The organism is Yoonia sp. 2307UL14-13 (genome assembly GCF_037572755.1).
Taxonomy (GTDB): domain Bacteria; phylum Pseudomonadota; class Alphaproteobacteria; order Rhodobacterales; family Rhodobacteraceae; genus Yoonia.
Window position 1 is genome coordinate 186573 of the sequence record NZ_JBBIFZ010000004.1, and the last position, 23861, is coordinate 210433.

24 protein-coding genes, 1 pseudogene and 1 riboswitch are annotated in these 23861 nt (G+C 59.4%); of the genes and pseudogenes, 6 read left to right on the forward strand and 19 right to left on the reverse strand.

The features are described 5' to 3' along the window. Positions 1 to 27 precede the first annotated feature (27 nt). The 3 genes from V8J85_RS12170 to V8J85_RS12180 form a co-directional block, all read right to left on the reverse strand. On the reverse strand, positions 28 to 825 hold the full coding sequence (locus V8J85_RS12170; RefSeq protein WP_339954018.1) for a DUF2145 domain-containing protein: 798 nt from the start codon (positions 823 to 825) through the stop codon (positions 28 to 30). A gap of 12 nt (positions 826 to 837) precedes the next feature. Continuing rightward, positions 838 to 1167, reverse strand: a complete 330-nt coding sequence (locus V8J85_RS12175; protein ID WP_339954019.1) for a hypothetical protein — start codon at positions 1165 to 1167, stop codon at positions 838 to 840. Between the two features lie 76 nt (positions 1168 to 1243). Further along, positions 1244 to 1861: a CatA-like O-acetyltransferase gene (locus V8J85_RS12180; RefSeq protein WP_339954020.1), complete on the reverse strand. Its 618-nt coding sequence runs from the start codon at positions 1859 to 1861 to the stop codon at positions 1244 to 1246. 63 nt (positions 1862 to 1924) lie between these two features. Here V8J85_RS12180 and V8J85_RS12185 point away from each other — a divergent pair, with 63 nt between their 5' ends. Continuing rightward, the gene (locus V8J85_RS12185; protein WP_339954021.1) at positions 1925 to 2488 is read left to right on the forward strand and encodes a hypothetical protein; all 564 of its coding nucleotides are present in this window, start codon (positions 1925 to 1927) and stop codon (positions 2486 to 2488) included. A 36-nt stretch (positions 2489 to 2524) separates the two neighbouring features. On the opposite strand, the gene V8J85_RS12190 is transcribed toward V8J85_RS12185, so the two are convergent. Together V8J85_RS12190 and V8J85_RS12195 are read right to left on the reverse strand one after the other, a co-directional pair. Further along, complete coding sequence (locus tag V8J85_RS12190; RefSeq protein ID WP_339954022.1) at positions 2525 to 3043, reverse strand: hypothetical protein; 519 nt, start codon at positions 3041 to 3043, stop codon at positions 2525 to 2527. 123 nt (positions 3044 to 3166) lie between these two features. After that, positions 3167 to 3784, reverse strand: coding sequence for a (d)CMP kinase (locus V8J85_RS12195; RefSeq protein ID WP_339954023.1), 618 nt, complete (start codon positions 3782 to 3784; stop codon positions 3167 to 3169). 66 nt (positions 3785 to 3850) lie between these two features. Between V8J85_RS12195 and bchE the strand changes: the two are divergent. After that, positions 3851 to 5185: pseudogene (gene bchE / locus V8J85_RS12200) on the forward strand (magnesium-protoporphyrin IX monomethyl ester anaerobic oxidative cyclase); the annotation flags it as partial. Between the two features lie 130 nt (positions 5186 to 5315). Here the strand turns inward: bchE and aroA are convergent. From aroA to miaB, 10 genes are all read right to left on the reverse strand, one after another. Then, positions 5316 to 6665, reverse strand: coding sequence for a 3-phosphoshikimate 1-carboxyvinyltransferase (aroA, locus tag V8J85_RS12205; protein ID WP_339954024.1), 1350 nt, complete (start codon positions 6663 to 6665; stop codon positions 5316 to 5318). A 105-nt stretch (positions 6666 to 6770) separates the two neighbouring features. Beyond that, positions 6771 to 7484: a tRNA (guanine(46)-N(7))-methyltransferase TrmB gene (trmB, locus tag V8J85_RS12210; RefSeq protein ID WP_339954025.1), complete on the reverse strand. Its 714-nt coding sequence runs from the start codon at positions 7482 to 7484 to the stop codon at positions 6771 to 6773. Positions 7485 to 7524: 40 nt separating this feature from the next. Then, the gene (locus V8J85_RS12215; RefSeq protein ID WP_339954026.1) at positions 7525 to 8178 is read right to left on the reverse strand and encodes a hypothetical protein; all 654 of its coding nucleotides are present in this window, start codon (positions 8176 to 8178) and stop codon (positions 7525 to 7527) included. A gap of 55 nt (positions 8179 to 8233) precedes the next feature. After that, positions 8234 to 9415: a methionine adenosyltransferase gene (gene metK / locus V8J85_RS12220; RefSeq protein WP_339954027.1), complete on the reverse strand. Its 1182-nt coding sequence runs from the start codon at positions 9413 to 9415 to the stop codon at positions 8234 to 8236. 7 nt (positions 9416 to 9422) lie between these two features. Further along, positions 9423 to 9472: riboswitch (SAM-SAH riboswitch) on the reverse strand. Positions 9473 to 9505: 33 nt separating this feature from the next. Continuing rightward, entirely contained in the window at positions 9506 to 11005 is a 1500-nt protein-coding gene (lnt, locus tag V8J85_RS12225) for an apolipoprotein N-acyltransferase (protein WP_339954028.1), read from the reverse strand. Further along, a complete protein-coding gene (locus V8J85_RS12230) occupies positions 10998 to 11912 on the reverse strand; it encodes a transporter associated domain-containing protein (protein WP_445285900.1) in 915 nt (304 codons plus the stop codon). Before V8J85_RS12230 ends, lnt begins: the two co-directional genes overlap by 8 nt. Before the next feature lie 6 nt (positions 11913 to 11918). Then, entirely contained in the window at positions 11919 to 12401 is a 483-nt protein-coding gene (gene ybeY / locus V8J85_RS12235; RefSeq protein ID WP_339954029.1) for an rRNA maturation RNase YbeY, read from the reverse strand. Between the two features lie 3 nt (positions 12402 to 12404). Further along, positions 12405 to 13412, reverse strand: coding sequence for a PhoH family protein (locus V8J85_RS12240; RefSeq protein WP_339954030.1), 1008 nt, complete (start codon positions 13410 to 13412; stop codon positions 12405 to 12407). Positions 13413 to 13541: 129 nt separating this feature from the next. Then, entirely contained in the window at positions 13542 to 15587 is a 2046-nt protein-coding gene (locus tag V8J85_RS12245) for an Ig-like domain-containing protein (RefSeq protein ID WP_339954031.1), read from the reverse strand. 179 nt (positions 15588 to 15766) lie between these two features. Then, positions 15767 to 17080: a tRNA (N6-isopentenyl adenosine(37)-C2)-methylthiotransferase MiaB gene (miaB, locus tag V8J85_RS12250; protein WP_339954032.1), complete on the reverse strand. Its 1314-nt coding sequence runs from the start codon at positions 17078 to 17080 to the stop codon at positions 15767 to 15769. Between the two features lie 109 nt (positions 17081 to 17189). Here miaB and V8J85_RS12255 point away from each other — a divergent pair, with 109 nt between their 5' ends. Continuing rightward, positions 17190 to 18041 (forward strand): hypothetical protein, encoded by an 852-nt coding sequence (locus tag V8J85_RS12255; RefSeq protein ID WP_339954033.1) that lies wholly within the window; start codon positions 17190 to 17192, stop codon positions 18039 to 18041. Here the strand turns inward: V8J85_RS12255 and V8J85_RS12260 are convergent. The 3 genes from V8J85_RS12260 to irrA form a co-directional block, all read right to left on the reverse strand. Beyond that, positions 17974 to 18519, reverse strand: a complete 546-nt coding sequence (locus V8J85_RS12260) for an REP-associated tyrosine transposase (protein ID WP_339954034.1) — start codon at positions 18517 to 18519, stop codon at positions 17974 to 17976. The two genes, V8J85_RS12255 and V8J85_RS12260, sit on opposite strands and share 68 nt — an antisense overlap. 28 nt (positions 18520 to 18547) lie before the next feature. Beyond that, complete coding sequence (locus V8J85_RS12265) at positions 18548 to 19273, reverse strand: hypothetical protein (RefSeq protein WP_339954035.1); 726 nt, start codon at positions 19271 to 19273, stop codon at positions 18548 to 18550. Between the two features lie 102 nt (positions 19274 to 19375). Further along, positions 19376 to 19792: an iron response transcriptional regulator IrrA gene (gene irrA, locus V8J85_RS12270; protein ID WP_339954036.1), complete on the reverse strand. Its 417-nt coding sequence runs from the start codon at positions 19790 to 19792 to the stop codon at positions 19376 to 19378. 163 nt (positions 19793 to 19955) lie between these two features. Here irrA and fabA point away from each other — a divergent pair, with 163 nt between their 5' ends. From fabA to V8J85_RS12285, 3 genes are all read left to right on the forward strand, one after another. Next, positions 19956 to 20465, forward strand: a complete 510-nt coding sequence (fabA, locus tag V8J85_RS12275) for a bifunctional 3-hydroxydecanoyl-ACP dehydratase/trans-2-decenoyl-ACP isomerase (protein WP_339954037.1) — start codon at positions 19956 to 19958, stop codon at positions 20463 to 20465. Positions 20466 to 21139: 674 nt separating this feature from the next. Then, complete coding sequence (locus tag V8J85_RS12280; protein ID WP_339954038.1) at positions 21140 to 22369, forward strand: beta-ketoacyl synthase N-terminal-like domain-containing protein; 1230 nt, start codon at positions 21140 to 21142, stop codon at positions 22367 to 22369. 4 nt (positions 22370 to 22373) lie between these two features. After that, positions 22374 to 23165 (forward strand): enoyl-ACP reductase FabI, encoded by a 792-nt coding sequence (locus tag V8J85_RS12285; RefSeq protein WP_339954039.1) that lies wholly within the window; start codon positions 22374 to 22376, stop codon positions 23163 to 23165. Positions 23166 to 23305: 140 nt separating this feature from the next. Here V8J85_RS12285 and V8J85_RS12290 read toward each other — a convergent pair whose 3' ends face one another. Then, the gene (locus tag V8J85_RS12290) at positions 23306 to 23740 is read right to left on the reverse strand and encodes an FKBP-type peptidyl-prolyl cis-trans isomerase (protein WP_339954040.1); all 435 of its coding nucleotides are present in this window, start codon (positions 23738 to 23740) and stop codon (positions 23306 to 23308) included. Between the last annotated feature and the right edge of the window lie 121 nt (positions 23741 to 23861).

Here is a 23861-nt window from a genome sequence, read left to right on the forward strand (position 1 = left end):
AGGGGCGCCGGTCGGGCGCCCCTTTTTTCAATAGCTGATCACGCGATCCGGCGTGATGTAGTAAACCGACTCGGCCAGATCATGCGCCCGCATAAAGCGTCCGATTGATCCGAATGTCGCCGTCCGAACCTGCGCCCCGTGGTCCGCCGTCGTCAGCGCCCGCGATGCGGCAGGTGCCAGCAACCGCTGCAACCCATCCACCCGGATATCCTGCGGCGCGAAATGGGCGGCGATGTTTGCCTTGATCTGCGACCGATCGGACGTGCCATAGACGGCCGCCATCAGCACATCCAGCGTATGTTCGGTACAATTCTGGAAGCGCCCGTCGCGGGGATTGGCCAAAACGGAATAGCTGGGGTTGTGCAGCGCAGCGTAGGTCGGGCTCGCGATCACACGCAACAGCTTTTCCTGCAAGCGTCGGTCGGGGATAATCACACCCGCATCGAAACGATGTGCACCGGCAAAGAAATCGGCCGGGCTATCCTGGATCAGCTCGCTTCGGCTGGCGTTGTCGCCACGCTGATACAGGTTATAGACACGATACCCCGTGCCCGTGCTCCCATCGGCCCGGGTCACATTCGAAAACACCCAAAAGCCGATATGGGTATAGCGAATGCCACGCGGAAGCTGCGACGGATCGCGCCCAACCCGGCCGACGATGGCCACGTGGACCCCGCGCGAGGCAAGGTCGTGTTGCACCCGGTTGGAAAAGGTCGCGACCTGATCGATCGGCAAAACGGGGTTTCCCGCCTCACTACTGCCCGCACGGGCGGTCAATGGCAGGCAGAGGCAAAGAACAGCCAGAAACCTGAAAACATATCTCATCGGATCACGCCTTTAGTCCAACCGCGGCGGGCCATTCGGGGCGGCATCCTGCTGTGGGTTCGACCCTTCCGTTCCTACGCGGGATAGGGCCGTGCCGACATCAAGGGCACCATTACCGATCTCTTCCAGCGCCGATCCGGTGATCGCGACGCTCGAACCGAATGCGATGATGGGCGCCGAACTGACGACAGCACCACCCGTTGCAAGCGCGCTGACGCCTTCACTGACCGCGCGGCCGCTATATTCGACTGCGTTGGCTGAATGGCGGCCACTGGGACCGCCATAAGCAGGGGTGACGGTAGCCACGGCAAGAAGGCTTAATAGAATGGGGCGAAAAAGCATGATGATCTCCGTTCATGAACAATGCTCATGAATTAACGTGCTCATCGATTCCCGTCAATGATTTTGTGAACTTTGTTCAAATACTGTCGAGCGCAGCCTGAACGGCGTTGAAATACGCCCCCACCTGCGCCCCGTCGACCAGCGCATGGTGCACCTCCAGCGTCATCGCCATATCCTCGTGATCCGTGAATTTTCCCCATGACACCCGCGGGATGCAATCGTCCCGTCCCGGCAACGCATTATTGATCGCGGTATAGTCAAGCCATGGCAGGCAGGACAGGTAGGCCACATCATCACGCGCGCCGCTATTGGCGGCAAGGCCACCACTCTCGGCCGCTTGCGCGATCATATCCGTAGCCCGCGCGTCGAACATCGCGAAATCCGGATCGAACGGCACATAGGCATAATTGAAACTGCCCGCCTTGGTCGGCACGGTCATCGACAATTCCACACCATCATGCAGCACAACCTGATCACTACGAAAACGCATGCACAATTCAGGCACCGCATGGATCCCCGCACCGATCGCGTAAAGGCAGGCACGGTAGGTCGACACACCGGCGGCCTTGCGTGACAGAATATGGCTGACATCCAATCGCGACGTCACCGCATAATGCGGTTTTTCATAAGTCCGGAAAAACCGGAACTGTTCGGCCCGCGCCCACGTCTTCAGATCGACGATCGTATATGCCATGCACTTATCATCCCCTATCGGCCCGCTCAGTCTAGGGCGAAGATGCCGGAAAGGTAGCCGCGATTGATCAATATCCTCGCTTTTCTGACTGCCGCACTTTGGGTCGTTTGGGTCCGGCGTGGATCCCATCACACCCTATGGCTGATCCCGGCGGCGCTTTTTGCGGTCATGCTTGCCACCCCACCATTTTGGCACGCCGCCTTGGCGGGCTATCCAAAGGACAGTTTCTGGACCCTTGGCCCGTCCGGCCGGGCCGGTGTCGTCGCTATCGCCACGTCCGGCATCCTTGCGATTTTCCTGATGATATCCGCCAAAACCCGCGCGCTCTTCAGCCTTGGCTGGCCACGCATGATCGCGCTGCCCATAGATATCGCGACAGGTCTTCTGATGTTCGGCGCGATCTATTCGTTGTCGCCACAAGCATTCTACGCATTCTACCAGCTGATCATCCCCGATCTGCCAGCCCAATGGGTGATCGACACGGCCTTCGATACCGGTCGCATCCGGCATATCGTGCATATCGGACCAGATGGATCGATGTCAGATCATTTGGCCGGTATCGGATTCTGGGCTGTGTGGCCATTCACATTCTGGCTGCATTTTCAACCAGATGCGCGACGTGGTTGACAATGCAAATAACTTAGCACTTAAGCTAAATATTATTCAGATGTCCTGACCCTTCTCCAGAAGGTCCTCGATCAACTGCCTTTGCAAATCGTCGCTATCGCCGGTGCCGAATTGCACGGCACCGCCCGTGTAAAGCGTGCCATAAGTCTTCGCGATATTGACGGTCTGTGCCAGACCCGAGATCAGCTGATCCTTTTCCAATTCGACGAAAGGATGAATGAACACCCCCCACAACCGTCCATTGGCCACTGCATAGCGGGCGTCGAGCGCACTGTCGAAATTGGCTTGCATCACGCGCATCAGCTCTTCGGCATCCATCCCGTCAGACGACCGGATAGGCACCATCGCCCGCATCCGGTTGGCGCGGACGTCGGTAACGATCAGGACGGGGATATCGTCAATGGTGAACTCGAAACCGGGGCCAGCGACCCGTGCTTCAGGGTCCAGCGCAAAGACGATCTCGGCCATGCGTCCGATGGTCATATGCGGCTCTGCCTCTTGGGCGGGCAGGCTTGCGGGGATCAACAGCGTGACAAGGGCGAGGATACGGATCATGGCAAAACTCCTTTCAGACACATTAGCCCCGATTGCGCCCAATCACCTAGGCAACCTTTGGTGAAGAATTGCTACAATCAACGCGCGCCGGGGTCCGATGGAATTCCGATAGAATTCCGACGATTATCCGATCGCGTTTTTCGCCCGTTCGACAGCCCCGATCGCCGCCGATACGGCCGCATCGATCGTCATGTCCGACGTGTCGATCGTCACCGCATCATACGCCGCGATCAAAGGCGCCGTGGCCCGCCCGCTGTCGCGCGCATCGCGGGCTTTGACGTCCGCCAAGACCTGTTCATAAGGCACGTCATGGCCTTTACCATTCAACTCTTTGAACCGCCGCTCCGCCCTGCACTCCGCGCTAGCGGTCACGAACAGTTTCACATCCGCGTCCGGGCAGATTACTGTCCCGATATCGCGACCATCCAACACGGCGCCCTCTGGTCGCATAGAAAATTTTCTTTGAAATTCAATGAGTTCCGCACGAACGCCCGCATTCACGGCAACTTCGCTCGCCGCCTGCGCGACCGCAGGTGTGCGCAAATCGTCGCTTTCCAGATCGACCGGGTCTAGCGCGCGGGCCGCTGCAATAGGCTCAGCCCCAGCTAAAACCTTGGCGCCAACGGCGCGATAAAGCAGGCCTGTATCCAGATGCGCAAACCCGAAATGCGCCGCGACCGCCTTGGAAATTGTCCCCTTCCCCGCCGCCGCCGGCCCATCGATCGCCACCGTAAAGCTCACCTATCTCTCCCAAAAAACTACAGATCCGCCAGATAGTTACTGGCCATCCATCTAAACGGAGGCCCCATGCGCATCACCCTTCTGCACCCCCCGCATACATCGATCGGCAGCCGCGTTCCACGCGAAAATCTGCCGCCATACGGCCTGTTATGCGTCGGCGGACCGCTGATCGATGCAGGCCACGCCGTCCAGTTGGTGAATGCCGATCTTGAACCGATGGCACCTGCCCAGATCCTGCGGGCGGTCCGCGACAGCCGCCCTGACGTCCTTCTGATCGGGCATTCCGGGTCCACCTCGGCCCATCCCACGGTTGTCACGCTGGCGCGCAAGATCAAGACGGCGATGCCCGACGTGACCATTATCTACGGCGGCGTCTACCCTACCTATCATTGGCGGGATATCCTGAAAGACTGTCCCGCGATTGATGTCATCGTCCGTGGTGAGGGCGAGGCGACCACACCAAAACTGATCACGGCCCTGGGCGGAAATCTGAGCGGCATCAATGGCATCGCTTATCGCCGCGATGGTGTACCACATGCCACGGCTCACGCCCCGATGATCGCCGATCTCGACGCCTACCGTATCGGTTGGGAATTGATCGACTTAGCCAAACACAGCTATTGGGGCGGCAAGCGGGCCGTGATCATGCAGTTTTCGCGTGGTTGCCCGCACCTGTGCACCTATTGCGGCCAGCGGGGGTTCTGGACGAAATGGCGGCATCGCGACCCGGTGAAATTCGCCGCGGAAATCGCCTGGCTTCATCGCGAATACGGGGTTGAAATGGTCAATCTCGCCGACGAAAATCCGACAACTTCGCCCAAAGCATGGCGTGCGTTTCTCGAGGCGATGATTGCCGAAAATGTACCCGTCCAGATCATCGGCAGCACCCGCGCCGATGATATCGTGCGCGATGCCGATATCCTGCATCTCTACAAGAAAGCCGGGTGCCTGCGGTTTCTTATGGGCCTCGAAGGCCCGGACGAAACGACACTGAGCACGGTCAAAAAGGGCGGTAGCCGGGCGAAGGATCGGCAGGCGATCGATCTGCTGCGCGCGCATGGCATGATCGGGCTTTGCACTTTCGCCATCGGCTTCGCTGAGGAAACGGATCGCGATTACTGGCGCCTTCTCAGGCACCTACTGGCTTATGATCCCGATCAGGTCATGTCGATCTATGCCACCCCGCACCGCTGGACCCCGTTCTTTGAAACCGTCAAGGACCGACAGGTCATCGAAACAGACCAGCGCAAATGGGACTACAAACATCAGGTTATGGCGGTCCCCGCCGTCCCGGCGTGGCGCGTCTTTCTCTGGGTCAAACTGATCGAGATATGCTTGCAGCTGCGGCCCAAGGCGCTTTGGCGCAATTACCTGCACCCCGATCCAGATATCCGCCACGCGATGCAATGGTATACCCACATGGGCCGCCGTGTCGTCCTGCGTGAGACATGGGAGTGGCTGCGCCGCAGCAGGCGGCCCGTCATGAGCGTCGCGGCCTTTCTGGGCGCCGCACAGCTCCCCGAACAGGCGCTTAGTTCGCCCGTACGATCTGCGCCCCTAGATCAGCCATCAGCGTCTCGAAAATCGGGAAAGACGTCGCAATCGGGGACCCGTCATCAACGCGCATCGGCTTCTGCGTCGCCATCCCCATGACCATGAAGGCCATCGCGATCCGGTGGTCCAATTCGCTTGAAACGGTCGCGCCGCCGGGCACATTGCCGTGGCCCAGCCCGGTCACTTTCCACCAGTCGGGACCTTCATCGACAGCGACGCCCGCCGCACGCAGCCCCTTGGCCATGGCATCGATCCGGTCGCTTTCCTTGACGCGCAATTCCTTGACGCCCTGCATGTCCGTCACACCCTCGGCAAACGCTGCGACGACGGACAAGACAGGATATTCATCAATCATGCTTGCCGCACGTTCCGGCGGTATCGCGATGCCCTTCAGATGAGGCGAGAACCGGGCGCGGAGGTCAGCAACAGGTTCGCCACCCTCTTCGCGCTGGTTCTCAAAGGTCAGATCAGCCCCCATCTCTTGTAGCGTGGTGAACAGACCGGCCCGTGTCGGGTTCAGGCCGATATTCGGCACCAGCACATCCGAACCCGGCACGATCAATGCCGCGCAAACGGGAAACGCGGCCGAGGACGGATCGCGCGGAACGACGATATCCTGCGGTGTCAGTTCCGGCTGACCCTCAAGCGTGATCACCCGGCCTTCTTCGGTCTCTTCGACGGTCAGGGTCGCGCCAAACCCGCGCAGCATCCGTTCGGTGTGATCGCGGGTCGCCTCTTTCTCGATCACAACCGTTTGGCCCGGTGCATTCAGCCCGGCCAGCAACACGGCCGATTTTACCTGGGCCGAGGGCACCGGCACCGTATAGCGCACGGGGATCGGATCAGCCGCTCCGACAACGGTCATCGGCAGGCGACCACCCTCGCGGCCATAAGACTGCGTCCCGAACAAGGTGAGCGGATCGGTCACACGCGCCATTGGCCGCCCGTTCAACGACGCATCGCCCGTATAGGTCACCGTAATCGGCGAGGTCGCCGCCGCCCCCATGATCAACCGGACGCCCGTGCCGGAATTGCCGCAATCGATCACCTGATCCGGCTCGGCGAAACCACCGACGCCGACACCCTGAACCGACCATTCAGCATCGCCATGATCCGTCACCGTGGCTCCAAACGCACGCATCGCCTTGGCGGTGTCCAGCACGTCTTCGCCTTCCAGCAACCCCGTGATCCGGGTCTCGCCTACGGTCAATGCGCCGAGGATCAAGGACCGGTGAGAAATCGACTTGTCCCCGGGTACCTTGGCCGTTCCCCTGAGTGGGCCACAAGGGCGGGATGTCATGGGGATCGGTGTGCCGTGGCCGGACATAGGGCGCTTCCTTCAGTTGCGCTCGCCTCTTAACGCAGCGCCGAAACAGGGTCCATGCCTCACCCTCTTTTGGCCAAAAATACCCCCGCCGGAGGCAGCGCAACTTCACCGCTTGCGAAACGTCAGATAATGTGGCACCCGCCCTTCCCGCAGTGCCTTTTGCTCATAGCGGGTCGAAAACCAATCCGCCCAAGGCTCTCGCCAGTCGGCAGGGCGCTCTGCCAGCCAGTCAAAGCCATGTCGCGGCACCTGCTCCAGTGTCTGGCGGACATAATCCGGGATATCCGTGGCAACACGCAGTTCCGCGCCATGCGCCATCACCCGTGACAGCGGTTCCAGATGTTCGGGTGTCACGAACCGGCGCCGATGGTGGCGCTTTTTCGGCCAGGGATCAGGGTAGTTGAGGAATACCTTGGCGACCGATCCATCGGGCAGGACATCGAACAGATCACGCACATCACCGGGATGCACGGCCAGGTTACGCACGCCAGCCTTGCGAATTTTGCCGAGCAGGGTCGCGACGCCGTTGATGTAAGGCTCACACCCGATCAAACCGATGTCCGGGTAGGTTTCGGCCACATGCACCAGATGCTCGCCCGCACCGAACCCGATCTCAAGCCAGACCTCTTTGCCATCGAACAGCCCATCCAGATCGATCGGTGTCCGCTCCGGGTTCTCATCCCAACCCACCGGCCCCGGCGACAAATCCGCCAGATCATTTTCCATATAGTCTTTCTGGCTTTGCCGCAGGCCCTTGCCGTGAATACGGCCATAGAAATTGCGCCAGGGTGCGCCGCTGGGATGGTTGTCCTTGCTCATGGGCGGCGGATTACCAAGGCGCTTGCGGTGGCGCAATTCCTCAATCGCGCAGAACGCCCGCCGTTTCCAACTCTTGCCGCGTCGGAAACCACATTTCCGGCCGCGCCATCTTGGTCTCGATCGCGAATAGCGGGTCCACGCCACGATCGATCATGTACCGCAGATGCTCTGCCGTTTCGTGCTGCGTGTCCTGATAAATCCACGACCCGAAATCAAACGGCGTCCGCCAGTTTTCGTCTTCGCGCCAATTCTTGTAGTAGGACCTTAGCCCGTTGGTCGACCAGGTGGTCTGGTGGAAACCGATCCGTGATCCTTTCGTCATCTGGCGGCGATCTCCGGCCAGGAAGATCGTCACGCAGGAACTGCTGCATTCGACCTCGACCCGGGTGTCGAGCGCATGGTCCAGAACGATCCGCGCCATTTCGTTTCCGGCCCAGACGCGCCCGCCGGAACTGGTCAGTTGCAAGGTCCGGATGTTTGAATGTCGGCGCAGCAGCGCGCGCAATTCATCGATATCGGGCCCTTCGATCTCTTGATGGGCATCGCCGGTCGCATTGTCGCTGTTGTAGATGAGGGTTGCGCCCATCAGCGCGAATTTGCCGGTCGGCGGCGCTTCGGCCGCGCTATGCTTTTGGGCGGCTGCATTGGTCGCCAGGGCGATCAGGATGACGGCCAGTCGAACAATACGTTTCATACCGATCTCCCGCGGCGTCAGCGCGTCAGGTGGGTTTCAACCCACCTTCCCTCAATCAAACAGCGCGCTTCAGCGCATCCACAAGGTCCGTCCGTTCCCAGCTGAACCCGCCATCCTCGGTCGGCATCCGTCCAAAGTGGCCATAGGCCGCCGTGCGCTCATAAATCGGCTTGTTCAAGCCCAGATGGCTGCGGATCCCGCGCGGGGTCAGGTCCATGACCTGTGCGACCGCCTTTTCGATATCCGCCGGTCTGACCTCACCTGTCCCATGCGTATCGGCATAGATCGACAACGGTTTTGCCACCCCGATCGCATAGCTCAGCTGGATCGTGCAGCGGTCGGCCATGCCAGCGGCCACGACGTTCTTGGCAAGATAGCGTGCGGCATAGGCCGCGGACCGGTCTACCTTTGTCGGGTCCTTGCCCGAAAATGCGCCACCACCATGGGGTGCGGCACCGCCGTACGTGTCCACGATGATCTTGCGCCCCGTCAGGCCCGCATCGCCATCCGGGCCACCGATCACGAAAATGCCGGTCGGGTTAACCCACCATTCGGTCTTGTCGGTGATGAAGCCGTCGGGCAGGACCTCGTGGATGTAAGGTTCCACGATCGCGCGGATATCGTCGCTTGTCTGGGTCTCGTCGCTGTGTTGAGTCGATAGCACGATCGAGGTCGCCTCGACCGGCTTCCCATCCACGTAACGCAGCGAAATCTGGCTTTTCGCGTCGGGGCGCAGCGTTGGTTCGGCGCCCGATTTGCGGGCCTCGGCCAGACGGCGTAGAATCGCATGCGCGTATTGGATCGGCGCAGGCATCAGCGCGTCCGTTTCGGTCGTGGCATAACCGAACATGATGCCCTGGTCGCCAGCGCCCTCTTCCTTGTCGGCACTTGCATCGACACCTTGCGCGATATGGGCGGACTGTTCATGCAGCAGGTTGGTGATTTCGCAGGTCGCGTGGTGGAATTTGTCCTGCTCGTAACCGATATCCTTGATGCATTCGCGGGCGATCTGGTCGATCTTGCCCATGTAATCCTTGAGCTTGGCCCGATCGGCCAATCCGACCTCGCCCCCGATGACCACACGATCGGTCGTCGCGAAAGTCTCGCAGGCCACGCGCGCCTCGGGCTCTTCGGCAAGAAATGCGTCCAGAACGGCATCGGAAATACGGTCACAGACCTTGTCAGGGTGCCCCTCGGACACGGATTCCGAGGTGAAGATATAGTCTTTTCTTGCCATGGGGATGTGCTCCATTAGAGATTGTGCTGTCACGCCAGGAAGCCGTTGTGACAGGCCTATCATCCCCTCTAGGCGCTGCGATGGAAGAGGTCAATCACTAACGCGACGACCGGCAGCAAACACGCTGAGGGCGAGGATCGAAAGCAATACGATCACCGGCAGTTCGCCGGTACGGGCATATAGCGGCTGGGGCCCTTGCGGTGGCAACGCGATGTCGATGGCCCCCTCTTGGCCCAGCGGGATGGATTGCAGCACCCGCCCCTGCGCGTCGATCATCGCGCTGACACCGGTATTCGCCGCCCGGATCATCGGCAATCCCTGCTCGATCGCACGCAGCCGCGCCTGCGCAAGGTGCTGATATGGCCCCGCCGCCTGCCCGAACCATGCATCATTTGTGATCAACACCATCATCCTGGGGCGATCGCCGGGGCGGCTGATTTCCTCGGCAAAGATGCCTTCGTAGCAGATCAGGGGGATGGCCCACCCGATGCCAGGCACCTGCACCATCGCCGTTTCGTCGCCGGAGGTGAAGCCACCGCCAAACCGGTCCGCAAGCCCTGCAAAACCCAACCGCCCCGGGATATCGCCACCGGGCACATATTCACCGAACGGGACAAGGTGGGTCTTGTCGTAAAGATCGCTGATCTGCCCGCCACCATCCAGCACGACAAAGCTGTTGAAAAAATCGCCTTCTGGGCTTTGCCGCTGGATTCCGAAAATCAATGGCGCGCCGCGGGCGGCGTCAGCCAGTATGCTCAACTCGTCCTCGATATAGTTCAGCAGCGTCGGCATGGCCGTTTCGGGCCAAACCACAAGGTCGGGAACCTCCCCCGCGGCGGAATAGTCCAAAAGCCTTTGAACAAAGATATCGCGATAGACCGGGTCCCATTTCTGGTGTTGTGGCGCGTTTGGTTGAACAATACGAACCGTCGGCGCATCTGCGACCCGCTCGGGCGGCGACCCGGGACGGAGGATGAGCGCCGCGGCGACCAGCCCCACCAAAAACGCCCCGCCGATGATCCGCCGACCAACCACCAACTGCACCACGGCCCATGCCGTCATGATCGTCAAAAGTGTCAAAAGGTGTGGCCCGCCAAAGGCCGCCATCTGCGCAACTGGGGTGCTGATCCAGACATGACCAAGCAGCGCCCATGGAAAGCCGGTCAGGATCAGTGACCGGATGACTTCGACGGCGACGATCGCCATCCCGAAAAACAGCATGTTCCGCGGCGCGAGGCGCTTGGCAGCATAGCCCGCCATGGCCCAGAAAAACGCAGCACCGCCGGCCATCAGCATGATCGCGAAAGGCGCCATCCAACCATGGCGCGCGATGTCCACAAGAAACGGTTCGACAATCCAGCGCAGGCTGAAACCGAAATATCCGACCCCAAAGGCCCAGATGTGAAATGCGGCCTGGCGCGGGTCGATGCTGCGGTCATGGACAATGAACACAAGAGCGACTGCCACTATTGTTGCAGGCCACATATCCAAGGGGGCCTGACCAAGACCGGCCACCACCCCACATGCCGCCAGCACGGCAAACCGGGCGAAACGCGACCAGCCTGCGGCCCGCGTCAGGACCTTATCCATCTTTGCCCTGGTTCAGACAGACCCGCAGCCGTTTGATCCGGCGCGGATCGGCATCGACAACCTCGAATTCGGGGCCATCGGGGTGCATGATGATCTCACCCCGCGCCGGCAGGTGCCCGGCCAGCATGGTGACAAGACCACCAAGCGTATCGACTTCTTCCTCGTCGATATCGTCGTGTGCGGTCAGGTCCATCCCGATCTCGGCCTCGAAATCATCCAGATCGGTCCGAGCCTGGGCCATAAAGACACCGGGCTTTTCCTCGACCCAGCTTTTGGCCTCTTCGATGTCGTGTTCATCCTCGATCTCGCCCACGACCTGTTCGATCAGGTCCTCGATGGTGACAAGGCCATCGGTGCCACCATATTCGTCGATGACCAGCGCCATATGCAGCCGTTCCGCCTGCATCTTTTGCAAAAGCACACCCAGCGGCATCGACGGCGGCACGAACAGAAGCGGGCGCAGCATGTCGCGCAGGTCCAGGTCGGCCCCGTTGCTGTCGAAACCATGACGCAGGGCAAAGTCCTTGAGGTTGGCGATCCCGATCGGCGTATCGAGCGTGCCATCGTAAACCGGCAACCGAGTCAGCCCGCTGTCGCGGAAAGTTTCGACCAGTTCATCCTTGGTCACCGTGACAGGAACGGCGACGATATCAGTCTTGGGGACGGCCACGTCCTCGACCCGCATGCGCCGCAGGTTAAGCATGCCCAGCATCGGCACCGGGCCGTTCTGGGTGCTCAGCGGGGCGGGTTCATCAAGGTCGCCGTTGGATTGTGAAAGCAATGTATTCCGAAGGCGGGCCAAAAGACCCTGCTTCTGAGATGTCTGGTCCTGCGGCGCGCCTTGCGCTGCCACAGAAGAACCGTCGCCGGTATCGCCCATCGTTTCCTTACCTATGGGGGCATTCACGCCCGTCTAATCCCTATATGGGTCAGAAATGCCCAGTTTGCCAAGTATCTCTGTTTCCAACCCCTCCATCAACGCGGCGTCGCGGTCACGTTCATGATCGAAGCCAAGCAGATGCAGCGTGCCGTGGATCAGTAGGTGGATCGTGTGATCTTTCATTGACTTACCCGCCTCGGCCGCCTCGCGTGCGCAAGTACCATAGGCGATGGCGATGTCACCCAATTCGGTCTGCGGTTCCGGTAACAGCGGCATTTCGCCGTCGATCCCGGCTGCACGTTCGTCCGACGGCCAGCTTAGCACATTGGTCGCCCGTGCCTTGCCACGGAAGTCGGCGTTGAGCGTCGCGATGCGCGCATCATCGCAGGCGAGTATGCTGATTTCGAAAACCGATGGTTCCAGCCCAAGCCGCTCCAATGCGGCATCGGTCGCGGTTTGGGCAAGCGCTGCCATGTCGGTCCAGCGGTCGTCTTCGGTGATGACGTCGACGCTCATGGCCTAGCCTTTTTCGGCATCGGCCTCATATGCATCGATGATCGCCGCCACCAAGGCGTGTCGCACGACATCCTTGGCGGTGAAGTAATTGAACGCGATCTTGTCGATCCCTTTCAGCAGCCGCTCAGCATCCCACAGGCCGGAACTGACACCGCGCGGCAGGTCGATCTGTGTCCGGTCGCCTGTCACCACCATGCGCGAGCCTTCGCCCAGACGGGTCAGAAACATCTTCATCTGCATGGTCGTGGCATTCTGCGCCTCATCCAGCACGACAAAGGCGTTGGATAATGTCCGACCGCGCATAAAGGCCAAGGGCGCGATTTCAATGACCTTTTCCTCGATCATCTTCGCCGATTGCTTACCCGGCAGAAAATCGTTCAGCGCGTCATATAGCGGCTGCATGTAAGGATCGACCTTGTCCTTCATGTCACCGGGCAGATAGCCCAGCTTTTCCCCTGCCTCGACGGCGGGCCGCGACAGGATGATCTTGTCCACATGGCCGCTGATCAGCATGTTCACGCCAACGGCGACCGCCAAATAGGTCTTGCCCGTCCCCGCAGGGCCGATGCCAAAGGCAAGTTCGTTTTCGAACAGCGCCTTTACATAGGCCTTCTGCGCATCCGTCCGTGGTTCGATCAGCTTTTTGCGGGTCTTGATCTCGACCCGGGTGGTTTCGCCTTTGAACAGCTCGATCTGGTCGCCGTCATCGCGCATCGGATCAGGACCCATCCGCAATTCGCGATCCAGATCGCCGGGCTCCAGCGATCGCCCGGCCTCAAGGCGGCTGTAGAGCGAATTCAGCACCAAAGCCGCGTCCTGCCGCGCATCCTCGTCCCCGATCAAGGCAAGCTGATTGCCGCGCCGGATAATCTGCACGCCAAGTTTCTCTTCGATGGTGGCAAGGTTGCGGTCATGTTCGCCGCACAGGTCGATCAGCAGAAAGTTGTCGGGAAATTCCAACAGCGCTTGCGATGTGTCGTCAACGGGCGGGGTCAGGGCACTTGTGGCCAAACAGCTCTCCTCTGAGTCTATGTACGGCTATGGTGGCAAGTCCCCTTGGACGGCGCAAGGACGGAAAGGTGTTCGCGACGAAAAAGGCCGGTCACGAGGGACCGGCCTTACACTGCTTTGGCGGTTTTTTTAGGCGACGAACAGATCGTTACCTGTGATCGTATTTTCGGGCGCGATACCGAACAGGTCGTTCGCATCGAACGGATTGTTCAGATAGGTGTCGTATCCCAGATCTTCGAGTGCTGCGATCGACAGGCCCGAGATGAAGTTGTCGCGGAAGTTCAGTGACGGCGTGTTCAGCTCCGCTCCAAAGATGCCCTCGTCAAAATGGCCACCGCCCCGCTGCGTTGGCAGGCCGAATTGCGATCCGCCGTCGCGGTTGGAGAATTCGGGGAATTCATCATTGTAGAGCTGGGTCGTAAACTCGCCGGTAAAGCGGTTATTTTCCAATAGACCCTTGTTCCGGAACAACGTCCCAAAGCCCAGCGCGTGATAGAATTCGTGCACGATGACATCATCCAATGCGCCCGAACGGCTTAGGCCCGCCAGATCGGCGGTGTCGAAGGTCGCGCCTCCGTAGCTCGTCAGGCCCTCGGGTCCGGTCGCGCGTGGACCTGCGAAGGCGAGCGTCCCACCCCGGCCATCGATGTTTTCGAGATCGACGTTGATCTGAATGTCGTCAACCGCGGCACGGCCAAAGCGGGCGCCCGTATCCTGCGTATCGCCGATGATGACCGAGCTCAGAAATTCGCTCGCCCGGACAAATGCGCGCTGGATATCGACGGTCCAACCCGGCCCGTCAAAGACCAAATCGATGTTAAAGCTGGTGTCGCGTTCACCGCCGCTGGTGTAGGTGCGTAACGCGCCGTTTTCGAACGGATCACCCTTTGGCGGGGTCGGATCGGGGTCGGGTGCCGGATCGGGATCAGGGTCCGGCGCGGGTGTCCGATCGACGACCGTAAAGTTGATCGTGTCGCCCCCAAGGCTTTGCCCCTGGGCCCGGTCGGCATCGAATGCCTCGTAACCGACGGTATAGCTGCCTTCCCCAAAGTTCGCGATACCACGGGTAAAGTCACCGTTGTTATCCCCGAACAGGGTGTATGGATCGAAGTTTTCCACGCGCACCAGCGACGCGATGTTCCCTTCTTCGCTTTGACCAGAGAACGACAGGCGCACACTTTCAAGATCGGCATTGTCGGTGGTCGCAAAGATCGTAACCGGCGCGTTGCCAAGCAGATCGGCATCGATGACGGCACCATCGGTCAATTCCGCGAGGATACGTTGTTGGCCAACCCCGCCGCGGATATCGACAAGGAAGAACGACAGTTCGGCATCGGGTGTCGGCACAGGATCCGGCTCTGGGTCCGGCGGGGGTGGCGGCGCATCGACGGTGATCGACACATTTGCCTGACTTGTGCCGCCATTCCCATCCGATACCTCGTACAGGATCGTCGCGTCGCCAGAAAAGTCCGCGTTCGGATCGATGGCGATCCGTCCGTCGCGAATTGTCGCGACCAACCCGGGTGTCACGTCGATCAGGCGCGTCAAGGTCAGCGCATCGCCATCAGGATCCCGGTCATTGGCGAGCGCGTCGAAGACGGCGCTTTCGTCGTTGGCAAGCGCGATCGCATCATCGACTGCAACGGGCGCGTTGTTCACCGGCGCGGGTGGTTCGGCCACGGTAAAGTTGATCGTCTGTCTATCCAGAAGATTCCCGCGGGCAAAATCGCCTGAAAAGGCATCGAAATAGAGAGAATAGGTTCCGCCATCCAGATCAAGGCCGCTACGGAAGTCGCCGTTGTTGTCCCCGAACAGGGCAAAGGGTTCGACGTTTTCGACCTTGAACCGGGCATCGACGCGGCGGCCGGCCTCATCGAATTCCTGAAAAAACAGCCTGACCGACCCGACGTCCTTCGCCGGGTTGATCGCAAAGATCGTCACTTCGCGCCCTTCCAACAAGGCGGGGTCGATCACGGCGCCATCCGTCAATTCAGCAACAATTTCCTGTTGACCGACACCGCCGGATACATCCGCAAGAAAGAACTGTAGCGGGCCTTCGACCTGTTGGACCGCGGGCTTTTGAACAGGCGTTTCCGCCTCTTTGGCCATGCGGTCCAACCGATCGGAAAAACAGTTGCACGTATTCCAATCGTGATTGCTGAAATCTTGTTCCATTTTCGTCCCCAATCATAAAACACCTGCCGGTCCCGTCGGCATGGTGGTGCTAATGTTCTGGAGGATAATGGAATTCTGTCCACTGGCGTGGGGGACGGCGATCAGAGCTAGCAGATTTCTGCTGCACGCGATGTATACGCTGGCGTGAATCCGCCGGGAAAGTCGATTGTGACGTAACGTCAGATATCGCGCAGGACACCTTTGAGAGAGTTGGGGCTATCTTCCACAACCCGCATCGCCACGACCTGCCCCAGCACATCCGCAGGGGCGTCGGCGTAGACGGCATGCAGATACTCGGACTTCCCGATCATCTGCCCCGGCTCGCGCCCCGCCTTTTCGAACAGCACTTTCACATCGCGTCCGACCATCGCCGCCTGTGCTGCCTGCTGCTGTTCACGCAAAAGCGCCTGTAGCCGTTGCAACCGGTCGTTCATCACATCATCGGGCAGCTGCGGCTTTTCCGCGGCGGGTGTGCCGGGGCGGGTCGAGTACTTGAACGAATACGCCTGCCCGTAATTCACGCTGCGGACCAGATCCATCGTGTCCTCGAAATCCTGATCGGTCTCACCTGGGAAACCGACGATGAAGTCACCGGACAAAAGCAGATCGGGTCGGGCCGCGCGGATACGGTCGATCAACTTGATATAGCTGTCGGCGGTGTGTTTGCGGTTCATCGCCTTCAGGATACGGTCAGAGCCCGACTGCACGGGCAAATGCAGATACGGCATCAGCTTTTCGCAGGTGCCATGCGCGTCGATCAGGGCATCGTCCATATCGTTGGGGTGCGAGGTGGTGAACCGGATACGCTCCAACCCATCGATGTTATCCAATTCCCAGATCAGGCCCGCCAACCCCTTTTCATGCCCGTGATAGGCATTCACGTTCTGTCCCAGCAACGTGATTTCCTTCACACCGGCCGCGACCAATTCCCGCGCCTCGCGAATGACACGCTCTGCCGGACGCGACACCTCGGCACCGCGGGTGTAAGGCACCACGCAGAACGCACAGAATTTGTCGCAACCTTCCTGCACGGTCAGAAACGCCGTCGGGCCACGCTTGACCTTTGCGCGGGTCTTTAGCGTGTCGAATTTGTCGTCCTCGGGGAAATCCGTGTCGAGCGCTTTTTCCCCCGATCGCACCGCGTCTTCCATCGCAGGCAAGCGGTGATAGCTTTGGGGTCCGACCACCAGATCGACCAGCGGTTGGCGGCGCATGATCTCTTCACCTTCGGCCTGCGCGACGCAGCCCGCAACGCCGATCTTCAGGTCGGGGTTTGCGGCCTTCAGCCCCTTGAACCGGCCCAGCTCGGAATAAACCTTTTCCGCCGCCTTTTCCCTGATGTGACAGGTGTTCAGCAGGATCATGTCGGCGTCATCGGGGCTTGACGTTTCCACATACCCCTTCCCGCCCAGCGCCTCGGCCATCCGTTCGCTGTCATAGACGTTCATCTGACAGCCATAGGTTTTGATAAACAGCTTTTTCGGCGCGGACATCGGGTGGGCTTTCAGATCGGATGAGACAGCGCCTTCTAGCGGTTTGACCCAATGCTTGCAATGCAAGTCGCGTTGCCGGACATATGGGTGATCAAAACCGTCGGAACCAATGCATTATCCAGACCTTACCGCCCTGATCACCGACCGCAAACGCGCCCTTGCCAAAGGGCCGGTCGCGTTGGTGATGATCGAAGACACCGTCGAAGTGGCCAGCACATTGACGCACATTGAACGCTGCGGTTTTGCAAACATAATCGCCTTTGCCGCGCCGGATATCGCGGTGCCCGAGACCTTTGACAGGGTGGACCGCCCGGTTCTGGGCGATGCCGATCTGGTCGAAATCGTCAACGCGGTGATCAACGCAGCGCCTGGCCTTTGGATCCATTATTGCTACAACGCCGAATATCTATTCTTTCCGTTCTGTGAACACCGCAATATCGCTGAAATGACCGCCTTTTCACTGGAAGAGCGGCGGAACTCTGTTCTGACCTATATCATCGATCTTTACGCGGGTGATCTGTCGGCTGCGCCGGACGCGGTGGACAGGGATGATGCGTATCTTGATCGGTCGGGCTATTATGCGCTGGCCCGCAAGGATGATCTGGGCAACGCGCTCGAGCGACAGATGGATTTCTTTGGCGGCCTGCGCTGGCGGTTCGAGGAACATGTTCCCTGGAAGCGGCGCGGGATCGACCGGGTGTCGCTGTTTCGGGCCGCGCCGGGCCTGCAAATGCGGGCAGATCGGCTATTCAACATCCCCGAATACAACACCTATGCCTGTCCATGGCATAATAACATGACCGCCGCGGTCTGTTCGTTCCGCACGGCCAAGGCACTGCGGCGCAATCCCGGCAGTCGCGACGTGATCGACAATTTCCGCTGGCAGAACTCGGTCAAGTTCGCATGGGAGTCGCAGCAGTTGTTCGATTTGGGGCTGATGGAACCGGGACAGTGGTTTTGAGGGTCGGTGGCTCAAGAGCCACCTTACGCAACGAAGAATAGGGCCAATCGCCAGACTTTTTGACCAGCCCTGCCTGCACCGGCGCGGCTGCGATCAGGTGCATGTGCCGGTCGAAATCCTGATCATCGCGGATCACATGTTCCCAAAATCGGCGCTGCCAGATGCCTTTTTCGCCCCGTTTGCGGTGGTTTTCCGGGATGTCCGGCGGGGTGGGTAAATGCCGCGAAAAGGTGGATTTGATCAACCGCCACCTTTTGGAAAAGTCCGCGTCGCCCGGTGGCAATGTCCAGATCATATGCAGTTTGTTAGGCAGGATCACCGCCGCATCGATCGTGAACGGCCAGCGCTTGCGACACAGCCGGGTCGAATCGCGAAGCAAATCGATATGCGTCACCAGCAGGTCTGCTTGCGGGTTTTGCAGTCGCACGGTGAAAAAGTAGGTGCCGCCGGGAACATAGCGTCGGGTACAGTTTGCCATGGGCCCAATCTGGGCCCTTAGGGTTAATTCACTCTGAACGAGGCTGCTGTAAGGTGGATTTCAATCCACCGTCCTTCGTCAAACGCACCAGTGTGATATCGGCCTTACCCTTGACCAGCCATGACAGGCCAAAGGCCCAAATCCCGACCGCTTCGAGCCAAAAGATCAAGTCGGTGCGAATGACCAGATCACGTGCCGGACCCTCTCCGAAGACACGAATGCTCGACGCGATCACGATCCCGACCAGCATCAGCACGATCACCGTACCGCAAAATCGGTAAATCCGCCGCCGAACCGGGTTTACGCAACGCGCGAATTTCGACAGGCAGAACACCGCCAGACAGGTAAAAAAGACCAGCGCGGAACTGTAGTGGAAAATCGGGCTGATCCCGATCCCCACCATGTTCTGCGTCATCGTGGCGATCTGCGCGGTAGGGCTTTCATTCGGAAAAAGTGCGACGCCAAAGGCCGAGATACCGGCGATGGTGCCCAGCCAATCATCGTCGATCACCTCGCCCGGCGCGCGGTTGTAGCCGCGATAGCAGATCAGAAAGACACCGATCGCGCACAGCGTGCCGACAAAGATGTCACGATACGTCGTATGATAGAAATCGCTGATGGTGGGCGCGATATCCTTGTGATCGAGGATACCACCAAGCACCAGGATCATCGGCAAAGACATCCCCAACACCCCAAGCGCCGTGCGCACCCGGTGATAGGACAAGACCATATCCTGCCGCTGCTGTTCGCCCATTTCGTTTGCCTCGCCAGATCCCAAGTAAGCTGACGGACACAGCATGGAACCCCTGCGCAGGCGACGCAAGGTCAGGTTTTTCGGATGTTTTGTCGTTGTGGCTTAGGTGCGACGCAGACGAATGACGACGTCGACCGACGCGATCTCGGCCCCCTTGGGCGCGTCGGGAACCCGGCTTATTTCCAGTTCTTCCGCCGGCGCGTCGGTCAGTTTCGCCGTATCTTCCCAATAGAAATGCGGATGGTCGGACATGTTGGTGTCGAAATAGCTTTTCGATCCATCCACCGTGATTTCACGCATCAGGCCCGCATCGCAGAACGCCCGCAGGGTGTTGTAGACGGTAGCCAACGAAACCTTTTCATCCGCGTCCGATGCGGCGTCGAACAGGCTTTCGGCCGTCACATGCCGGTCTTTGCCGTCGCCGACAAGCAGCGTCGCCAAAGCCAGACGCTGCCGCGTCGGCCGGAGCCCCGCCCCGGCAAGCCAATCAGAACCGCGCTTGATCTCAGTACTCGACATCGGTTGCCCATTTTGCTGCCTACGTTTCTTCATATGGGAAAAGACCCTTACAGATCAATTCTTATTCGTTCGCAAATCGTCGCAAGGCCCATACACTTGCCCTTGCGAACGGCCCGATGCTAGAGGTCGTTCGACCGACAAAAGAGAAAACGAGACCAAGCACATGGCGGATTATCCGAGCAGTTTTGACAAGGAGGGGTTGTTGAAATGCGCCCGGGGTGAGCTTTTCGGGCCGGGCAATGCCCAGCTTCCTGCGCCGCCGATGCTGATGATGGACCGGATCACCGAAGTTTCCGGCGACGGCGGCACGCACGGCAAGGGCCATGTGTTGGCCGAATTCGATATCACCCCAGACCTGTGGTTTTTCGACTGCCACTTTCCCGGCAATCCGATCATGCCCGGCTGCCTTGGCCTTGACGGTCTTTGGCAGTTGACCGGCTTCAACCTTGGCTGGCGCGGCTGGCAAGGCCGCGGTTATGCGTTGGGTGTGGGTGAGGTCAAACTGACCGGCATGGTCCGCCCCGACCGTAAGATGCTGACCTACAAGGTGGATTTCACGAAAGCCGTTCAATCCCGCCGCCTGACGATGGGTGTTGCCGACGGGATCGTTGAAGCGGACGGCGAGGTGATTTATCAGGTTAGGGATATGAAGGTGGCGTTGAGCGAGAGTTGAGGCTCACTTTCACTGTGGTGAACTTATCGATATTGCTCGCGGTGCTTTTGGCTTGGCCGACCTATGGCCTATCATTACTCGTGTGGCTCGGATGGTCGATTTTCGGCGGCTACCGCCGTGGTAATGCGTCACAGAAAAGCGATGTTATGACCGCTTTGCTAGAGCCACTGTTTCAGAATGACTATGCACGGTTCGCTTATTCCTTAAACCTCCCATATCCAGATAATGTTAATGATGAATGTCGATCCGAACATGATATGCATCAGGCGGGGCGAATGATTATGAAGTACCTTGCTCATAATCCACGGGAAGCTGAGATATTTGTAAACGCTCTGAAACGTCAAGGCACCGACAAAAAAGACAAGTTTGAACATCCATGTGATGTGTTGCAGTGGGAATGGTACGACAACAGGTGCCCGGGACCTTTGGCACAGGTCGCATACCGGGCGGTTGAGGCTCTGATGACCCGGAATGATCTTAAGTGCTTTCATAGTGTCGACCCTCGCAGAGTTTCTGAAATGATTGAGGAACAGAAAACTCACTCGGCGCAGAACGGCAGGCGCATAATCTTTTAGATTGCGAAAGGCCCTCTTACTCTGCCGCCCTTGCTAGCCACACTTGCCCCCTCGCGTCCTGTCCCCTACACAATCTCAAACAAGGTCGAGGGAGCAGCTATGCGTCGTGTTGTGGTTTCGGGATTGGGGATCGTGTCCCCAATCGGCAATAGCGCTGATGAGGTGACCGCAGCGCTGAAAGCTGGCGCGTCGGGGATCGAGGCCAGCCCCGAAATGACGGAACACGGGTTTCGCAGTCGTGTCGCGGGCACGCTCAAGATCGATATCGCGGATCACATCGACAAGCGCACCTTGCGTTTTATGGGGCCTGGCGCGGCCTATGCGCATATCGCGATGCAACAGGCGATTGGGGATGCGGGGCTGACCGAAGATCAGATCGTCAATCCAATGACCGGGCTGATCGCGGGGTCCGGCGGGCCATCGACCTCGGCCCTGCTGACCGCCCACAACGTGGTGAAAGACACCGGCGCGACCAAGCGGATCGGGCCTTTTGCCGTGCCCAAGGCGATGTCATCGACGGTCAGCGCGAACCTGTCGACGGCTTTCAAGATCAAGGGGATGAACTTTTCGATCACCTCGGCCTGTTCGACGTCACTGCACTGCATCGGCATGGCGGCGGGTCAGATTGCGCTTGGAAATCAGGATATTATGTTCGCCGGCGGCGGCGAGGAGCTGGATTGGACCCTGTCCTGTCTGTTCGACGCGATGGGGGCGATGTCATCGAAATATAACGATACACCGGAACGGGCGAGCCGGGCTTTCGATGCCAACCGCGATGGGTTTGTCATTGCCGGTGGTGGTGCGATCGTGGTTTTGGAAAGCCTCGACAGCGCGGTGGCGCGGGGTGCGAAGGTTTACGCGGAGGTCACGGGTTTCGCGGCGACGTCCGATGGCGCCGATATGGTTGCGCCCTCTGGTGAGGGTGGCGAGCGGGCCATGCGCGGGGCGCTGAAGACCTTGCCTGACGGCCGATCCGTCAATTATATCAACGCGCACGGCACCTCGACCCCCGTCGGGGACGTGGGTGAGGTCGAAGCGGTGCGTCGTGTCTTTGGCGAAGGATCGACCCCTCCGATCAGCTCGACCAAGTCGATGACGGGCCATTCGCAAGGCGCGACCGGCGCGCAAGAGGCGATCTATTGCCTTTTGATGCTGCAGGACGATTTCATCGCACCGTCGATCAATGTCGAAACGCTGGACCCGGCATTGAAGCCCGAAGAGATCGCCACGCAACTTGTTGAAAATGCTGGGCTTGATACCGTCATGACCAACTCATTCGGGTTTGGTGGCACCAACGGGTCCATGCTTTTGTCGAAGTACCAAGGATAATCCGATGACGATTTCGCTGCAGGGCAAACGTGGCCTGATCATGGGCGTGGCGAACGAACGATCCATCGCCTGGGGTATCGCGAAGGCGATGCATACGGCGGGTGCGGAACTCGCGTTCACCTATCAGGGTGAGGCGTTTGGCAAACGGCTGACCCCGCTGGCGGAAAGTGTCGGGTCGGACATCATGGTCGATGTCGATGTCACCGACGATGCCAGCATGGATGCCGCATTCGCGCTGCTGAAAGAGCGTTGGGGAACGTTGGATTTCGTAGTGCATGCCATTGCTTTTTCAGACAAAAACGAACTGACGGGCCGGTTCATCAACACGACCCGCGACAACTTTAAACATTCCCTAGCGATCTCGTGCTACTCATTCATTGACGTGGCGAACCGGGCGTCGCGGATGATGCCGGATGGCGGCGCTTTGCTGACCCTGACCTATCAGGGCAGCAACCGCGTGACCCCGTTTTACAACGTCATGGGCGTGGCCAAGGCGGCGTTGGAAAGTGCCACGCGCTATCTGGCCAATGACCTTGGCCCGCAGGGTATTCGGGTTAACGCGATCAGCCCCGGCCCTATGAAAACACTGGCCGGTGCGGCGATTGGTGGGGCGCGGAAGACCTATAAACACACTGAACAAAACGCCCCGTTGCGCGCGAATGCGACGCTCGAGGCGGTGGGCGGTACCGCCGTATACCTCGCCTCGGATGCCGGAGCCTGCACGAGTGGTGAGATTATCCGGGTCGATGGAGGTTTCCATGTTTTGGGAATGCCGCAGCCAGATCACCTGATCTGATCCGAATCATTGGTTAACGCCTGTTTTGGCAGCGTTTTCAACAATCGGAATATCATATGAATTGCATATGAATTCCATCGGACTATTGCGGGCGCCCTACCCCGGTTTAACGCAACGGGCGGCGCAACGGTAAAATCGCTTTAGGCTGCGTCGATCCCCATGATTTCGATGTCGAATGTCAGGTTCTGCCCTGCGAGCGGATGGTTGGCATCCAGCGTGACTTCATCCTCACTGACGTCGGCCACGGTGACCTGCACCATCTGTCCTTGTGGCGTCTGCATTTGCAGCCGTGTGCCGGGTTCGAGAGGAATGTTGGGCGGTATCTCACCCCGCGGGACCGCCTGCCGCGCCTGTTCGTTGACCGCGCCATAGGCCTGATCGCAGGGCACGTTGACCACCTTTTTGTCGCCAACCGCCATGCCGGGGATCGCCGCGTCGAGGCCGGGAATGATCTGGCCAGAACCCAGCACGAATTCCAGCGGCTCTCGCCCCGCTGAGCTGTCGAAGGTTTCGCCGTTATCGAGCGTGCCGGTATAGTTGATACGGACGGTATCGCCGTTTTTTGCCTGGCTCATCGCGGTCGTCTTTCGCTATGCGTGTCCCTATGTCACGCTATGCGCGTGACCCGCGCGATGCAAACGCCTTTGCCCCTTTTCGTTCACCTGTGGCCGTGACACCATGACGCGGAATGGAGGG

Bases quoted from the DNA above. Each gene is read 5' to 3' on its own strand.
- V8J85_RS12170 (WP_339954018.1), bottom strand. From the start codon at position 825: ATGAGATATGTTTTCAGGTTTCTGGCTGTTCTTTGCCTCTGCCTGCCA.
- V8J85_RS12175 (WP_339954019.1), bottom strand. From the start codon at position 1,167: ATGCTTTTTCGCCCCATTCTATTAAGCCTTCTTGCCGTGGCTACCGTC.
- V8J85_RS12180 (WP_339954020.1), bottom strand. From the start codon at position 1,861: ATGGCATATACGATCGTCGATCTGAAGACGTGGGCGCGGGCCGAACAG.
- V8J85_RS12190 (WP_339954022.1), bottom strand. From the start codon at position 3,043: ATGATCCGTATCCTCGCCCTTGTCACGCTGTTGATCCCCGCAAGCCTG.
- aroA (WP_339954024.1), bottom strand. From the start codon at position 6,665: ATGTCCGGCCACGGCACACCGATCCCCATGACATCCCGCCCTTGTGGC.
- trmB (WP_339954025.1), bottom strand. From the start codon at position 7,484: ATGAGCAAGGACAACCATCCCAGCGGCGCACCCTGGCGCAATTTCTAT.
- V8J85_RS12215 (WP_339954026.1), bottom strand. From the start codon at position 8,178: ATGAAACGTATTGTTCGACTGGCCGTCATCCTGATCGCCCTGGCGACC.
- metK (WP_339954027.1), bottom strand. From the start codon at position 9,415: ATGGCAAGAAAAGACTATATCTTCACCTCGGAATCCGTGTCCGAGGGG.
- lnt (WP_339954028.1), bottom strand. From the start codon at position 11,005: ATGGATAAGGTCCTGACGCGGGCCGCAGGCTGGTCGCGTTTCGCCCGG.
- ybeY (WP_339954029.1), bottom strand. From the start codon at position 12,401: ATGAGCGTCGACGTCATCACCGAAGACGACCGCTGGACCGACATGGCA.
- V8J85_RS12245 (WP_339954031.1), bottom strand. From the start codon at position 15,587: ATGGAACAAGATTTCAGCAATCACGATTGGAATACGTGCAACTGTTTT.
- miaB (WP_339954032.1), bottom strand. From the start codon at position 17,080: ATGTCCGCGCCGAAAAAGCTGTTTATCAAAACCTATGGCTGTCAGATG.
- V8J85_RS12255 (WP_339954033.1), top strand. From the start codon at position 17,190: ATGCATTATCCAGACCTTACCGCCCTGATCACCGACCGCAAACGCGCC.
- V8J85_RS12260 (WP_339954034.1), bottom strand. From the start codon at position 18,519: ATGGCAAACTGTACCCGACGCTATGTTCCCGGCGGCACCTACTTTTTC.
- V8J85_RS12265 (WP_339954035.1), bottom strand. From the start codon at position 19,273: ATGGGCGAACAGCAGCGGCAGGATATGGTCTTGTCCTATCACCGGGTG.
- irrA (WP_339954036.1), bottom strand. From the start codon at position 19,792: ATGTCGAGTACTGAGATCAAGCGCGGTTCTGATTGGCTTGCCGGGGCG.
- fabA (WP_339954037.1), top strand. From the start codon at position 19,956: ATGGCGGATTATCCGAGCAGTTTTGACAAGGAGGGGTTGTTGAAATGC.
- V8J85_RS12280 (WP_339954038.1), top strand. From the start codon at position 21,140: ATGCGTCGTGTTGTGGTTTCGGGATTGGGGATCGTGTCCCCAATCGGC.
- V8J85_RS12285 (WP_339954039.1), top strand. From the start codon at position 22,374: ATGACGATTTCGCTGCAGGGCAAACGTGGCCTGATCATGGGCGTGGCG.
- V8J85_RS12290 (WP_339954040.1), bottom strand. From the start codon at position 23,740: ATGAGCCAGGCAAAAAACGGCGATACCGTCCGTATCAACTATACCGGC.